Origin of the sequence: Imperialibacter sp. (assembly GCF_048007035.1) — a bacterium.
Taxonomy (GTDB): domain Bacteria; phylum Bacteroidota; class Bacteroidia; order Cytophagales; family Cyclobacteriaceae; genus Imperialibacter.
Map to the genome: position 1 here is coordinate 1,703,359 of NZ_CP180355.1, position 14,506 is coordinate 1,717,864.

9 protein-coding genes are annotated in these 14,506 nt (G+C 46.2%); 6 read left to right on the forward strand and 3 right to left on the reverse strand.

Going from position 1 to position 14,506, the window contains the following annotated elements:
• Position 1 precedes the first annotated feature (1 nt).
• A complete protein-coding gene (locus tag ACMVP2_RS07625) occupies positions 2–355 on the reverse strand; it encodes a DUF4260 domain-containing protein (protein WP_416867267.1) in 354 nt (117 codons plus the stop codon).
• Between the two features lie 220 nt (positions 356–575).
• On the opposite strand from ACMVP2_RS07625, the gene ACMVP2_RS07630 reads away from it, so the two are divergent.
• Positions 576–3,527: a protein O-mannosyl-transferase family gene (locus tag ACMVP2_RS07630; protein ID WP_416867268.1), complete on the forward strand. Its 2,952-nt coding sequence runs from the start codon at positions 576–578 to the stop codon at positions 3,525–3,527.
• Positions 3,528–3,668: 141 nt separating this feature from the next.
• Positions 3,669–6,623, forward strand: coding sequence for a DUF2723 domain-containing protein (locus ACMVP2_RS07635; protein WP_416867269.1), 2,955 nt, complete (start codon positions 3,669–3,671; stop codon positions 6,621–6,623).
• 28 nt (positions 6,624–6,651) lie between these two features.
• Here ACMVP2_RS07635 and ACMVP2_RS07640 read toward each other — a convergent pair whose 3' ends face one another.
• Positions 6,652–7,425 (reverse strand): class I SAM-dependent methyltransferase, encoded by a 774-nt coding sequence (locus ACMVP2_RS07640; RefSeq protein ID WP_339788030.1) that lies wholly within the window; start codon positions 7,423–7,425, stop codon positions 6,652–6,654.
• Between the two features lie 113 nt (positions 7,426–7,538).
• On the opposite strand from ACMVP2_RS07640, the gene ACMVP2_RS07645 reads away from it, so the two are divergent.
• Together ACMVP2_RS07645 and rlmB are read left to right on the forward strand one after the other, a co-directional pair.
• Positions 7,539–8,753, forward strand: coding sequence for a GWxTD domain-containing protein (locus ACMVP2_RS07645; RefSeq protein ID WP_416867270.1), 1,215 nt, complete (start codon positions 7,539–7,541; stop codon positions 8,751–8,753).
• A gap of 43 nt (positions 8,754–8,796) precedes the next feature.
• Positions 8,797–9,573 carry a 23S rRNA (guanosine(2251)-2'-O)-methyltransferase RlmB gene (gene rlmB / locus ACMVP2_RS07650; RefSeq protein ID WP_339788036.1) on the forward strand — a complete coding sequence of 259 codons (777 nt, stop codon included), beginning with the start codon at positions 8,797–8,799 and terminating at the stop codon, positions 9,571–9,573.
• 45 nt (positions 9,574–9,618) lie between these two features.
• On the opposite strand, the gene ACMVP2_RS07655 is transcribed toward rlmB, so the two are convergent.
• Positions 9,619–10,707 carry a mannose-1-phosphate guanylyltransferase gene (locus ACMVP2_RS07655; protein WP_416867271.1) on the reverse strand — a complete coding sequence of 363 codons (1,089 nt, stop codon included), beginning with the start codon at positions 10,705–10,707 and terminating at the stop codon, positions 9,619–9,621.
• Positions 10,708–10,936: 229 nt separating this feature from the next.
• On the opposite strand from ACMVP2_RS07655, the gene recQ reads away from it, so the two are divergent.
• Positions 10,937–13,120: a DNA helicase RecQ gene (recQ, locus tag ACMVP2_RS07660; protein WP_416867272.1), complete on the forward strand. Its 2,184-nt coding sequence runs from the start codon at positions 10,937–10,939 to the stop codon at positions 13,118–13,120.
• Between the two features lie 52 nt (positions 13,121–13,172).
• Positions 13,173–14,459 (forward strand): phosphoribosylamine--glycine ligase, encoded by a 1,287-nt coding sequence (gene purD, locus ACMVP2_RS07665; RefSeq protein ID WP_416867273.1) that lies wholly within the window; start codon positions 13,173–13,175, stop codon positions 14,457–14,459.
• Positions 14,460–14,506: the final 47 nt, after the last annotated feature.

Here is a 14,506-nt window from a genome sequence, read left to right on the forward strand (position 1 = left end):
ACTATTTTTTACCTATCCACCCAAGATGGGTATGTTTGAAATCGTCAGCATACTTTAGGCCATAGCCAAAAACCCTGTCCATGGCGCTGTGGCCAAATAAAAGAAGCCCGGCGAACATCCATTCTGGCGATGAAATGACAAAGCCTGCTACAAAACAAGCCACCGCTACCCCTTTATGATGTGCTAAGTTGTAAAACACTGCACCAATTTTAGTGTTGAACAAATAGCCTATCATACTAACATCTGGCGCCAGCAGCCAGGCAAAGAATAGCCACCAGGCGTAGTCCAGATAAATTGTGCCGAAAAAAGCAGCAATAAACATCGCAGCTTCCTCAAGGTTAAGTAGTGATTTCATGCTTCACAGTTGTTTAAATCTAATACCGGTTACTTTACGCCACATACGCATTAGTAAAGAGCAGGGTTTTTGGTACAAAAATTATATAAAACGCAAAAGACAGTTCGTTACGGGAAACATTTTGTCAAGGGTTGAAATAATATGAAAAGATACAAATTAGAGACAACCCTGCGTTCATAAACAGAGTCTTAAGCTTATATGTAAAACCAGCTTTTTGAGCATGAAGAACTTTAAACTGATCAACAACCTGACCGGTTGGGCGGTATTTTTTGTTGCGCTCACAGTTTATGCCCTCACATTAGAACCGACGGCCAGTTTCTGGGACTGTGGGGAATTTATAGCTGCCAGCTACAAGTTGCAGATTCCACACCCTCCGGGGCCACCCTTTTTTCTGCTGCTTGGCCGCTTTTTTACTTTTTTGGCGTTAGGCAACACAGAACAGATCGCATTCTGGGTGAACATGATGAGCGCAGTGAGCAGCGCTCTGGCAGTAATGTTTCTTTACTGGAGCATCGTGCTCCTTGCCTCCAAGATCCTCAAGGCTGAGCATATTGACCTTCAGGCTAAAGATGCACTTGTGTTAATGGGCTCAGGGGTAACCGGGTCGCTCGCTTTCGCCTTCTCCGACACCTTTTGGTTTTCGGCAGTGGAAGCGGAGGTGTACGCCATGTCTATGTTCTTTACAGCAGTAGCGTTCTGGGCTATTCTCAGGTGGGACGCACTGGAAAACGCATCGCTTTCCAACAAGTGGCTACTATTCATTGCCTACCTGATGGGCCTTTCCATTGGGGTGCACCCAATGAACCTGCTCACGATTCCATCTTTGGCACTCATCTACTACTTTAAGAATTACACTTTCTCCTGGAAAGGGCTTGCCGTTACAATTGTTTCGAGCGGGGTAGGGATTCTGTTCGTCATGTTTGGATTCCGGGTCAGCGTGATGAGCCTCCTCACCAAATTCGAAATATTCTTCGTCAATTCCCTCAAACTTGGCTTTGGCAGTGGCGCCGCCTTCGGCATGGTCATTATTACAGCGAGCATTCTGCTGGCAGTTTATTTTACACAAAAAAAGGGACTGGTGGGGCTCAACACACTTGCACTTTGCATTAGCTTTCTCATTATCGGCTATTCTTCTTTTGGGATACTTACTATTCGTTCGTCAAAAAACCCACTGATCGACATGTGGAACCCCGAGAACCTGCCCAATTTTGTGGGTTACTTGGACATGAAGCAGTACGGAACCAGGCCTTTATTGTACGGCAACTACTATGACGCAAACCTGATTGATCAGCAACCTGGCGATCCGGTTTATCAAAAAGGGGCAACGTCGTACGAAATCGAAGGTTTTGACTATGAGTTGACCTACGACCCTGCAAGAACGACAGTTCTACCGAGGCTTTGGAGCCAAAGAGATCGTCACCCCGAGGCCTATCAACGAATTTTAGGCCTACAGCCGGGGCAAAAACCCAATTTCGCAGACAACCTCAAGTACCTGTTTACTTACCAGCTGGGCCACATGTACATGAGGTACTTTATGTGGAATTTTGCCGGCAGAGAAAGTGATCAGCAAGATGCTGGCTTCGTTGCTCTGACATCTTCTGTGGCTCCTTCAATGGAAGGGAACCATGCCAGAAACAGCTTTTTAATGCTGCCACTGGTACTCGGCTTAGTCGGTCTTTTTTTCAACTACAAAAAAAACCTGCAGTCTTTTTCAGTAATAGGTGTTCTTTTCTTCATTACAGGAGCAGGCTTGGTGCTCTATCTCAACTCACCACCCGACGAGCCAAGAGAGAGGGACTACATCTACGTAGCATCATTCTTTGCCTTCTGCATTTGGATTGGTCTTGGGGCATTCGCATTTCTCCGCCAGTCGCAACAGTTTTTTGCCGAACGCAAACTGGCTCTTGCCATGGCCTGGTTTGCTACACTCATGGTGCCCGGCATCATGGTTATGCAGGGCTGGGATGACCACGATCGGTCCGCCAGGTACTACTCTGTTGACATGGCAAAAAATTACCTGACTGGGTGTGAGTCAAATGGCATCCTTTTTACCGGAGGCGACAACGATACTTACCCACTGTGGTATGCCCAGGAGGTGGAAGGCGTAAGAACCGATATGCGGGTAATTGTTGGCACGCTCTTTAGTGCCGACTGGAACATTGACATGATGAAAAGGAAAGCCTACGAATCAGAGCCCCTCCCTTTTTCTATTGATAAAACCCTTTATAAGCAGGGTGGCCCAATCGACTACGTGCCTGTAGTGGAAAACCCTAACCTGAAGGGCGAAGCCATTAACCTTACTCAATACCTCAATCTGCTGAAGAAAAAGCACCCGGCGATTATGGTGGAAACAAGGACGGGGTCAAGCCTCGCCTCCTTACCCTCAAAGGTGATACGGCTGCCTGTTAATAAAGAAGACGTGATGGCCAGGCACCTGGTGCCCGACACGATGACCCAGTATATTCCTGATTTTATCACTTTTGAAGTTACTGGGAATGGCCTTCAAAAAAGTGAAATCATGCTGCTCGACCTGATCGCATCCAACAACTGGGAGCGGCCCATTTACTTCACTCATACCGCCCTGAGTTTGCTGCCATTTGATCTCAATAAATACGTTGTGCAAGAAGGGATGACCTACAAATTGCTCCCGGTCGAAAACCCTGAGATCGATAGCCATTTGGTCAATAGCCGGGTAATGTTTGCGAACATGACGGAGAATTACTCCTGGAGAAACCTCAACAATCCTGATGTCAATTATTCGTCGTACTACGAAAAGCAGCTAATGAACCCCCGCCTGGGCTTCAACTCACTGGCCGAAGCGCTCATGCTGGAAGGCAAAAATGACCAGGCGCTTGAAGCACTTCATAAGAGCCTTAGCGCCATTCCTGACGACACCATTCCTTACGATATTTCAGCCTTAGAAACAACCGGTCTGCTCCTGGCACTCAACGATAGTGACACTGCGATAGCCATTGGGAAAGCACTGATCGAAAGAGCGGACAAAGAGCTCAGCTATTATTCTTCCGCCGTGAAGCAAGATGCTTTTGAGGTCAGAAAGAACCTGTTTGTGCTCGACAGGCTCCAGCGGATACTTAAAGCCTATGGTTTTAATGAAGATGCATTAAAAACCGAAGGCATTTTCAGAAAGCATTACTCGCATTTCGAGGGATAACAATCTCCCAATTTGATTTAGAGGCTTGCTCCCCTTTTTGTTTGGGTGGCAAGCCTTTTCTTCTCCCCCTCAATATTATAGGTATCCGTAAGGCAGATAGCTTATTAATTACTATTTTCGCCCGAATAAAAAATTAATAGAATGAATTATATAAAGGTGAATAACCTTACCGGTTGGTTCGTTTTTGCCATTGCCACCCTCGTTTATTGGCTAACTGTTGAGCCCACCGCCAGCTTCTGGGACTGTGGAGAATTTATAGCAGTTTCATATAAACTCGAAGTGCCTCATCCCCCGGGAGCGCCTCTCTTCTTGTTGATCGGACGGTTCTTTAGTCTGTTTGCTCTCGGCGATGTAGAAAGAGTGGCCTATTGGATCAATATCTCAAGTGTACTGAGTAGCGGGTTTTCCATTTTGTTTCTTTTTTGGACTATCACAGCCCTCGCCAACAAGCTAATGGGATTGAAGCCTGGCCAGGGCTCCGACGATCAAAACTGGTCGATAATTGCAGCCGGACTTGTAGGCAGTCTTGCGTACACCTTTTCGGACTCCTTCTGGTTTTCGGCTGTTGAAGCCGAGGTTTATGCCATTTCATCCTTCTTTACCGCCTTTGTTGTGTGGGCCATACTGAAGTGGGAGCAAATTGATGACGACAGGCACAGAAATCGTTGGTTCCTGCTACTTGCTTACACCGTTGGTCTATCTATCGGCATTCACCTTCTCAACCTTGTGGCCATTCCAGCCCTTGGCCTTATCGTGTACTTCAAGTATTACAAGGAGGTGACAACAAAGGGTGTATTGACAACCCTGGCAGTTAGTGGTGCGATTATCCTTATCATCATGGCGGGCGTTATCCCAGGCTTGCCAAGCCTCGCCTTCTCTTTCGAGCTTTTCTTTGTGAACTCGCTTGGCTTGCCATTTAAGTCTGGCATCATCGTTTTCGTCCTTCTTTTCCTCGGTGCCCTTATTTACGGCATCATTTATTCCGAGAAAAAAGAGAAGGTCATTCTGAACACCTCGCTGCTGGCTTTTGCTTTCATTCTGATTGGCTATTCTTCCTACACGGTCGTTCTTATCAGGTCGAATTACAATCCTCCTATCGACGAGAACAACCCTGAAAACGTAAACACCTTTGTTTCCTACCTCAAAAGAGAGCAATATGGTGATCGCCCGCTTTTTTATGGGCAGTACTTTACCACCGAGCTTCAGGAGCAGAAGAAAGGAGCGCCTGTGTACGCTAAAGGCGAAACGGAATACGATATTATTGACTACAAAGTAGAGGCTATTTATGACAAGAGTGGCATGACCATTCTGCCAAGGATGTACAGTTCCACAGCAGAACATGCCAAACGCTACAGAGAAATTACCGGTCTCAGGGCAGGACAAAAACCCAACTTTGGCCACAATCTGTTATTTATGGTTAGACACCAGCTTGGTCACATGTACATGAGGTATTTCATGTGGAATTTTGCCGGCCGTGAAAGCGATATACAAGATGCTGACTGGTCTTGGCCTTGGGAAGCCTTTGAAAAAGTTCCCTGGGAGCTTGAAAACAATAAGGGGCGGAATAACTATCTATTTATCCCTATTATTCTTGGGTTGATAGGACTGTTCTTTCAATTAAATAGGGATCCAAAGAACTTTAGCGTGATGCTTTTGCTGTTCTTCTTAACAGGAGCGGCCCTGGTGCTTTACCTCAACTCTCCACCCTCGGAGCCAAGAGAACGGGACTATATCTACGTCGGGTCGTTCTATGTGTTCTCGATCTGGATAGGCTTTGCCGTATTGGCCATGTACGATTTGTTCCAAAGGTTCATTGCCAATAAAAAAGCAGCCATTTCCACGTCTCTGATCATCTGCCTAAGTTGTCCGGCCATAATGGCCAGCGAAAACTGGGATGATCATGACAGGTCGGATCGCTATTTCTCTGTTGACACCGCCAGAAACTTCCTGGCGAGCTGCGCCCCCAATGCCATCCTCTTCACAGGTGGCGATAACGACACCTTCCCGCTTTGGTATGTGCAGGAGGTGGAAGGGTTCCGTACCGACGTGCGGGTGGTGGTGTTGAGCTATTTCAACACCGACTGGTACATCGATCAAATGATGCGACAGGCGTATGAATCTGAGCCATTCCCATTCTCACTGACCAGCAAAGACTACCGCCAGGGCGGGTTGAATGACTTCGTGGTGGTAATGGAAAGAGAGAATATCAAAGGCGCTATTAGCCTTGAGCAGTACATGAAGCTGGTGCGTGAAGGCAATCCTGCTCTCAGAGTGGCGACTTCGATAAGTGCCTACAACTCTATCCCTTCCAAGAGCGTCTACCTGAATGTTGACACCACTAGCGTGCTTTCAAAAGGAATCATACCTTCCACACTAGAAGATTATATGGTGCCCAGGATGGTGTTCAACATCAAAGACAGGGTACTGGAAAAGAAAGACCTGGCTATTCTGGATATCATTTTGACCAATAAATGGGAGCGCCCTATTTATTTCAATAACACGTCATTGGCCAGTGTCAATATCGACATCAGGCGTTATGCAGTTCAAGAGGGTAACGCTTACCGATTGCTCCCTGTGGAAAACCCTGACAACCAGGAAACTTTCGTAGATGTAGACATCATGTACGACAACATGATGAACAACTTCTACTGGAGAGGCTTGCAGGATCCGAGCATTTACTACACTGAAGATTACAGGAATTTTGTTCTTAACCACAGAGCAAGCTTCAACACACTGGCTGAATCTCTCCTGATGGCTGATGACACTGAAAGAGCAAAAAATGCGCTTCTCAAATCTCTTGAGGTAATGCCTGACTCGGTGGTTCCCTATGATCACTTTACTGTGAGAATGGTGAGCCTGTTGATGGAAGTAGGCGAGGAAGAAAAAGCCAAAGAGATAGCGGCTACAATGAGTGTAAGAGCCGATGAAATGCTCACTTACATGTTCGATAATTTGATCGCCGATTCCTTTACGGTGCAAAAGAACCTGATCGTACTCAATGAGCTAGCCAGGGTGTTCCGGGCCTATGAAGATCCGGAGCTGGGAAAAACCTACGAGGAGCTCTTCCGAAAACACTACGGAATGATGAATAACTAATGAAAAGCCCCGGAATATGGGGCTTTTTTTATTTCCTCAAAATCAGGAATAAATCAAGGGACGTATCGGCGTCATCCGAAACCAGGTAGTCATCGTGAGAAATTGACGACACAAGACTGTCGGATGCCTTTTGCAGGTTATTCCGGTTAAGCCTGTTCAGCAGATCATAGGGAATCCGAAGCATCCAGGCAGGCAATCGATACTGTAAATTGAGCACATCAAACCTTGTGATCCTTTTCACGGAAGCTCTGTTTTTCTCGTGATAGTCCATCACTTTTTCGCTTCCGGCAATTCCTTTCATTTCCACATCAGGAAAGTATTTTTTTGCTTTATCGGTTAATTCCTGTGCTGTGTACTCCCGAATATGCCATGGATTTCTGGTCAGTGTCAGCTTGATGTTGGGCGTAGTGAGCAACGCAACGCCCCCGGGCTTTAGCACCCTGGCCATTTCTTTCAGAAACAGCTCGTCATCCTTAATATGTTCTATTACCTGAAAGGTAACGATGCTGTCGAATGCATTGTCTTCAAGGCCGCTAAATGGAGGAAATACAGCTTGCCTGAAATCACCCTTGGGGTTCTCTTTTTGAAGTTTTTCTACAATCTCCCCGATTTTGTCGAGGGCAGTATATTTCTCAACAAGGGGCATGAGCTCTTTCACCCCACGTCCTTCGCCGCACCCGAGCTCCAGCATATTCCCCTTCACATAGTCTTTCGCCACTATGTAGGGTTTCAAAAGTCGCTGGTGTATCGGATTGTCTGAAAGTATCTCTGCTGAGGTAATTTCCGTAGTATAAACTGCCATGAAGATTCAGTTCGGATTGCTTTTAGGCTTCAAAGTAAGATAAAATTATACTTTCGGTTCAAGTTTTTTAGTTACTTGGTTGTTATATGCTAAACATTCCCATGCATTTCAGTATGAACAAGGTTCAAAGTGCCCTATTCTGTTTATTTTTCATCGCCTTTTCGTTCGCAGGGACTGATGTACGCAGTCAGTCAATCAATAGTTTTAACCTTTCTTATACCTACAACCCTTCCGGGCCAATTCAATTCAAATATCGTTTGGTTAAGTCCGACCCGGGCTACAAAGTTTACTTTCAACTGAATCTTCCTGCCTACGACACCATTGGCAATTACGAGTTGAACACTTTTTACCGAAGCTCATATTCGGACTCCTCTGCTTTCAATGAGACAACCCACGATTGGGCTGATCTCACCGACGTTTCAGCCTATCCACAGCTTGCAGGAAAGCTGGCTTTCATGCCCTCAGAAGGTCAAAATATTATTGTCTTTCACGTCAAAAGACCGAGCACGCAAAAATCTTTCTTTTTCGATGTAGCGCTGGAGGGCGACAACATGTTTACTCCCGATGGGATAACCCCTGTTGATAAAAATGGTACTCCCATCTTGAGGTCTTTTTTCAGCCCAAGAGATTCGATCTCTTTGACAGCCGACGATACGGCTCAGCTTTACGGATTTTACTACAATATGGATTTTGAAGAAGCCAGGCCACCCATGGTTATCGACACTATTTCCGGAGGCAAAACAATGGAAATTGATAGCTCATTCATGAAGAGAGCGGGTTACTTCTCTGCAACCAAGCCGGGTCTCTACCTGTTTCAAACGGATTCAAGTTCGGGCTCAGCGCTTGCCATGCGCCTGGCGCCTTTTTACTATCCCAAGTTCGTTTCAGTAGACGAAATCATTGGCACCCTTCGCTACATCAGTTCCAAAGAAGAGTATAATAAGCTGGTGTCGTCCAAAACCAGAAAGAAAGCGCTGGACAATTTCCTGCTGGACATTTCGGGCAGCCAGGACCGGGCAAAACGGATCATGCAGAACTATTTCACCCGAGTGGCTGAGGCGAACTTGTTGTTTACCGGGTTCAAAGAAGGCTGGAAAACTGATGCGGGTATGATCTACATCATTTTTGGCCATCCGGATGTGGTCGAAAGAAACGATGTGGGAGAAGTTTGGACCTACCTCAAAATGGAGGACAAATCTGACCTTAAATTTGAGTTTATGAGGGTCAAAAATATTTTCACCCCTGGCTACCTTACGCTAATTCGTAAGGACGATTATGACAGATATTGGTTTCGCTTCGTAGATTTGTGGCGCAAAGGAAGAATTTAAACTGTTCTTCGGCCTGCCGGGTCGCAGAACCAACAAGCATCAGGTGATAAGAAAATACCCTCAACAGCGAAGGCCGAACCCTTCCGATATGATTTATGGCACCAGGGCGGTGATAGAAGCCATCAAGGCCGACAAACAAATAGACAAAATTTTCATCCAGAAAAATGTTAAAAATGAGCTCACCAATGAGCTCATCAAGCTACTGATTGAAAATGGCATCGTTTTCCAGAACGTGCCAGGAGAAAAGCTTGACCGCCTAACTGGCAAAAACCACCAGGGAGTCATCGCCTTTGTCTCCCCCATTGAGTTTGCCGACCTGCACAGGGTTGTATCCTTCATCTTCGACCAGGGCAAGGACGGCCTCATAGTGCTGATTGACCGGGTAACAGACGTAAGAAACTTTGGTGCCATTGTGCGAACCGCCGAATCGGCCGGGGCCGACACGATCGTTATCCCATCCAAAGGCAGCGCTCAAATTGGCAGCGATGCTGTGAAAACATCGGCCGGGGCTCTTAACCATCTTCCCATTTGCAAAGTGAATGACTTCGAAGAGTCGGTCAAGTACCTCAAAGAGTCAGGCTTCCACGTGGTGGCCTGCACCGAGAAGACAGACCAGCTGTATTCAGATGCTGACCTTACCGGGCCTGTGGCGCTCATTATGGGTTCTGAAGAAGATGGCATTTCTGACAGCGTGCTTGAAATGGCTGATACGAAGGTGAAAATCCCTATGCAGGGCAAAATTGAATCGCTGAATGTTTCCGTGGCAGCCGGTATTTTTCTTTTCGAGGTGGTAAGACAAAGAATGGCAGCCTTGAAGTAGACTGCCATTCCAAAAAGTTTACAAAAAACTGCGTTGGCTGAGCGCTCAGAGGAGCTCCTCACCCTTCTTGTTTTTCACGTCGTTCACAAACTCCCTGAACTTCGCTTCCTGGTCTTTTTTTACTATCATTAATACATCCTCAAAATCTGCAACGAGGTAGCCTTCGAGGTCTTGTAGAATAACCAGCTTGTCCTTATCTGTTTTGATAATGTTGCTGTGACTATCGTAAGGAAGTAACTCTGCACCCATAACGATGTTCTCGTTTTCCTCCTTTTTCAGGTTATCGTAGAGTGAGCCCCACGAGCCCAAATCCGACCAGGCAAAATCGCCCAGCACGACATAAACATCGTTTGCCTTTTCCATAATACCGTAGTCAATAGATATATTTCTACACTGCGTATAGGCCTTGTCAATATACTGCTGCTCGGTGTCAGTGTAATAATGCTCCATTCCATCATCGAAGGCCTCAGCCATTTCGGGCAGGCTATTTTCATATTCCTTGATGATCGTAGAAGTCTTCCAAATAAAGATCCCCGCATTCCAGACAAAATCCCCACTTTCCAGAAACTTCTTGGCCCATTCCAGCTCAGGTTTTTCCGTGAATGTTTTAACCTTCCTGGCTGCGCCAAACTTTTCTTCAGAATACTGAATATAGCCATAGCCGGTTTCTGGCTTTGTTGGCTTAATGCCTATCGTAACCAGGTTGCCTTCCTTCTGCGCTGCGAATATGCCCTCCTCAACCGTAGCAATGAATTTGTCCTCATTAAAAATGGCATGATCTGCCGGGGTGATTACCACCGTGGCGTCAGGGTTCTTTTTGTGAATTTTGTAGCACGCATAGGCCACGCACGGAGCGGTATTTCTCCGGGCTGGCTCAAGCAGTATTTGATCCTGCTGAAGGTCAGGTAATTGTTCCTTTACTAATTCAGCGTATTGTTGATTAGTGACGATCAATATGTTATCTTTGCCCGCCGTTTGCAGGAACCGGTTGTAGGTCATTTGTAAAAGTGACTGACCAGTACCAAATATGTCAAGAAATTGTTTTGGGCGCTTGTTTCTGCTATAGGGCCAAAACCTACTCCCTACACCACCGGCCATAATTATTACAAAAGTTTGACTGCTTTTTCTGTCCATTGCTTAGCTAAAACGTATTTCGTTGCAAATATAGGCTTTAAATACGGTCAGCAAAGGTCGTGGAATCATTAAAGAGCATGATGACGCTGTTATAAAACGACTATGAATGACGTCCATCACTCCTTATCACTGATATTTGAAAAGTGAGCGTGTCATTTGAATTAAAATTAGTATATTCAATTGCTCAGCTAACTGTGTGTAAAAGCTGAAAAAGAAATTGCAGAGCCATATGATTGCGAGCCTGGAGGAACAATTAAAAGATAAGTTAAAAGAAGTTTTTGGGTACAGCAGCTTTCGAGGCACCCAGGAAGCGATCATCAAAAATATACTTGACGGACGGAACACCTTCGTCATCATGCCAACCGGTGCGGGCAAGTCGCTTTGTTACCAGCTGCCAGCCCTGATACTTGATGGTGCGGCCATTGTTATCTCACCTCTTATTGCCCTGATGAAAAATCAGGTCGATCAGTTGAATGCGGTGGGTGTCAATGCCCAGTTCCTCAACTCTACGTTGACCAAGACGGAAATGAACAGGGTAAAGAGAGAGACCCTGAGCGGAGAGGTGCAACTACTTTATGTGGCACCTGAATCTCTTACCAAAGAAGAAAATATTGAGTTCCTCAAAAAAGCAAACATTTCTTTTGCCGCAATTGACGAGGCTCATTGTATCTCGGAGTGGGGCCATGACTTCAGGCCTGAGTACCGGAGAATCAAGCAGATTCTGGCTCAAATCAGCAACATGCCCGTAATTGCGCTGACTGCCACTGCTACTCCGAAGGTGCAAATTGATATTCAGAAGAACCTGCAAATGGAAGAGGCCGACATTTTTAAGTCTTCTTTCAACAGAGAAAATCTATACTACGAGGTTCGCCCCAAGCAGCACACCAAAAAGCAACTGGTAAAGTTTGTAAAGTCGCAGAAAGGCAAATCTGGAATCGTGTACTGCCTGAGCCGAAAGAAAGTTGAGGAAATAGCCAACTTGCTGCAAGTAAATGATGTGAAAGCTGCTCCCTATCACGCCGGCCTTGATGCTGCGGTACGAATAAAGAATCAGGACGACTTCCTGAACGAAGAAGTGGATGTCATTGTGGCAACCATTGCTTTCGGTATGGGCATCGATAAGCCAGATGTTCGCTTTGTTGTGCATTACGACACTCCAAAATCATTGGAAGGATACTATCAGGAAACTGGTCGTGCCGGAAGAGATGGTCTGGAGGGTAACTGCATCATGTTCTACAGTTACAACGACATCATCAAGCTTGAAAAATTCAATAAGGACAAAACTGTTACTGAGAGAGACAACGCCAGAGTGCTGCTTGATGAAATGGTGTCCTATGCTGAGTCATCACTTTGTAGAAGAAAGCAACTGCTTCACTACTTTGGCGAAAGCTATGATCATGATTGCAACTTCTGTGACAACTGCCTGAAGCCAAGGGAAAAGTTCGAAGGCGAGGAGTACGTTCAATGGGTGCTTAGAGCTGCAATGGAAACGGGCGAAAGGTTTAACCTGGCACACCTCGTAGATGTGGTGAAAGGCACACCCTCGCAATATGTAAAAAGTTATGGGCATGATGCTTTGTCGATTTTTGGCAAAGGAAAAGAGCTGGAAGAAAGTCTCATCAAGTCGGTAGTTCGGCAGTCTCTGTTGCTGGAGTTTCTTGAGAAAGACATTGAAAATATTGGCGTGTTGAAAGTAACCGCTAAAGGCAAGGACTTTATTGTGGATCCTTTTGCTATCAAGCTCTCAAAAGACCACGAATATGACGTGGAAGTAACCGAGGAAGAAGAGGACGCAGAAAAAGTACCTACCACGACCAAGGCCTACGACGAGGCGCTCTTCGAAATGCTTAGAAATCTTCGGAAGAAGGTTGCGAAGCAAATGGACCTGCCACCATATGTCGTTTTTCAGGATCCTTCCCTTGAGGAAATGGCCACCATCTACCCCACCACCAAAGACGAGCTTGCCCAGATCAACGGCGTCGGCATGGGCAAGGTGGCAAAATTTGGCAAGCCTTTTCTCGAGACTATTGCCAAATACGTTGAGGAAAATGACATTGAAACTGCCTCTGATGTAGTGGTTAAGTCGGCTGGACAGAAGTCGAAAATCAAGATCTTCATCATACAGCAAATTGACCGCAAGGTGGATTTGGAGGAGATTGCCGAAGCCAAAAGCATGGCCATGGAGGAGATCATTAACGAAATTGAACACATCTGCTACTCAGGTACCAAGCTCAACCTTGAATACTATATTGATCAGGTGCTGGACGAAGACAGGCAAGATGAAATCATCGACTATTTCATGAATGCTGAAACAGACAGCATTGCAGTTGCACTGGAAGAGCTGGGTGACGACTATTCGGAGGAAGAGCTAAGACTTGTCCGTATAAAATTCCTGTCAGAATACGCCAATTAATTGGTGCATAGCCTCCTCCTTCTTAAGTTTGTCGGCTAAACAATTCATCACTATGAATATAGCCGTCATTGGTTCAGGAGGAAGAGAACACGCACTTTCATGGAAAATTTCTCAAAGTCCGAAGTGTGATAATCTCTTTATCGTACCAGGCAACGCCGGCACTTCATCGGTTGGCACCAATGTCTCGCTTTCCACTACCGACTTTCCAACGATAGCCGAATGGGCCCTGAAGGAAAAAATAGCACTGATCATTGTTGGGCCTGAAGAACCTCTCGTAAAAGGCTTCCGGGATTACTTCGAAACAAGAAAAGACCTCGCTCACATAGCCATTGTAGGGCCCGGAGCCGCCGGTGCAGCACTTGAAGGCAGCAAGGACGTCTCCAAGCAGTTTATGCTGAAACACGGCATTCCCACCGCCAGAGCGAAAACCATCATTGCCGGCAACCTTTCCGAGGGCTTTCAATTTCTCGACTCTCTTCAACCTCCCTACGTGCTAAAAGCAGACGGACTGGCCGCCGGCAAAGGTGTAATCATCACAGGCAATCTTGCGGAGGCTAAAGACAGGCTCAGGTTCATGATTGAAGAGGCCGAATTTGGGGAAGCTAGCAGAAAAGTGCTCATAGAAGAGTTTCTGGATGGCATCGAGCTTTCCGTTTTCGTGCTAACTGACGGGAAAGACTATATCATTCTGCCTGAGGCTAAGGACTATAAAAGAATCGGCGATGACGATACCGGACCAAACACAGGTGGCATGGGAGCTGTCTCGCCAGTGCCGTTTGCTCCGGGCGAATTTCTGAAGAAGGTAGAGGAAAAAGTCGTAAAGCCAACAGTTGACGGGCTGAAGAAAGACAATATTGACTACAAAGGCTTTATTTTCATTGGTTTGATGAACGTAGGCGGTGAACCCTATGTGATCGAATACAATGTGAGGATGGGTGATCCGGAGACGCAGGTTGTTATTCCCCGGATCAAATCAGACCTTGTTAACTTGCTCCTGGCCACAGCACAGGGCAAGCTAAAAGGTCAGTCGTTTGAAGTAAGGCCTGATTTTGCAACGACCGTGGTGATGGTGGCAGGAGGTTATCCTTCAGGCTATGAGAAAGGAAAGCCGATAACCGGTCTGGGCGGCAAATACGATTCAGAGGTGTTCCACGCAGGCACAAAAGTCTCCGGCGACGACGTTGTCACCAATGGCGGCAGGGTGTTGGCCATTACCAGCTTTGGGAGCTCGATTCAGGAAGCCGTCAGCAAGAGTTATAAAACAATAGATAGTATTACGTGGGATCAGGCCAATTTCAGAAAGGACATCGGCCAGGATCTGGTAAAGTACAATGGATAGCAGGCATTGTTAGCACCTGATGGTTTTGAAATTATTTTTATATTTGA

Excerpts from the sequence above, each read along its gene's own strand:
- ACMVP2_RS07635 (WP_416867269.1), top strand. The coding sequence starts at position 3,669 with ATGAATTATATAAAGGTGAATAACCTTACCGGTTGGTTCGTTTTTGCC.
- ACMVP2_RS07625 (WP_416867267.1), bottom strand. The coding sequence starts at position 355 with ATGAAATCACTACTTAACCTTGAGGAAGCTGCGATGTTTATTGCTGCT.
- recQ (WP_416867272.1), top strand. The coding sequence starts at position 10,937 with ATGATTGCGAGCCTGGAGGAACAATTAAAAGATAAGTTAAAAGAAGTT.
- ACMVP2_RS07630 (WP_416867268.1), top strand. The coding sequence starts at position 576 with ATGAAGAACTTTAAACTGATCAACAACCTGACCGGTTGGGCGGTATTT.
- ACMVP2_RS07655 (WP_416867271.1), bottom strand. The coding sequence starts at position 10,707 with ATGGACAGAAAAAGCAGTCAAACTTTTGTAATAATTATGGCCGGTGGT.
- ACMVP2_RS07645 (WP_416867270.1), top strand. The coding sequence starts at position 7,539 with ATGAACAAGGTTCAAAGTGCCCTATTCTGTTTATTTTTCATCGCCTTT.
- purD (WP_416867273.1), top strand. The coding sequence starts at position 13,173 with ATGAATATAGCCGTCATTGGTTCAGGAGGAAGAGAACACGCACTTTCA.
- ACMVP2_RS07640 (WP_339788030.1), bottom strand. The coding sequence starts at position 7,425 with ATGGCAGTTTATACTACGGAAATTACCTCAGCAGAGATACTTTCAGAC.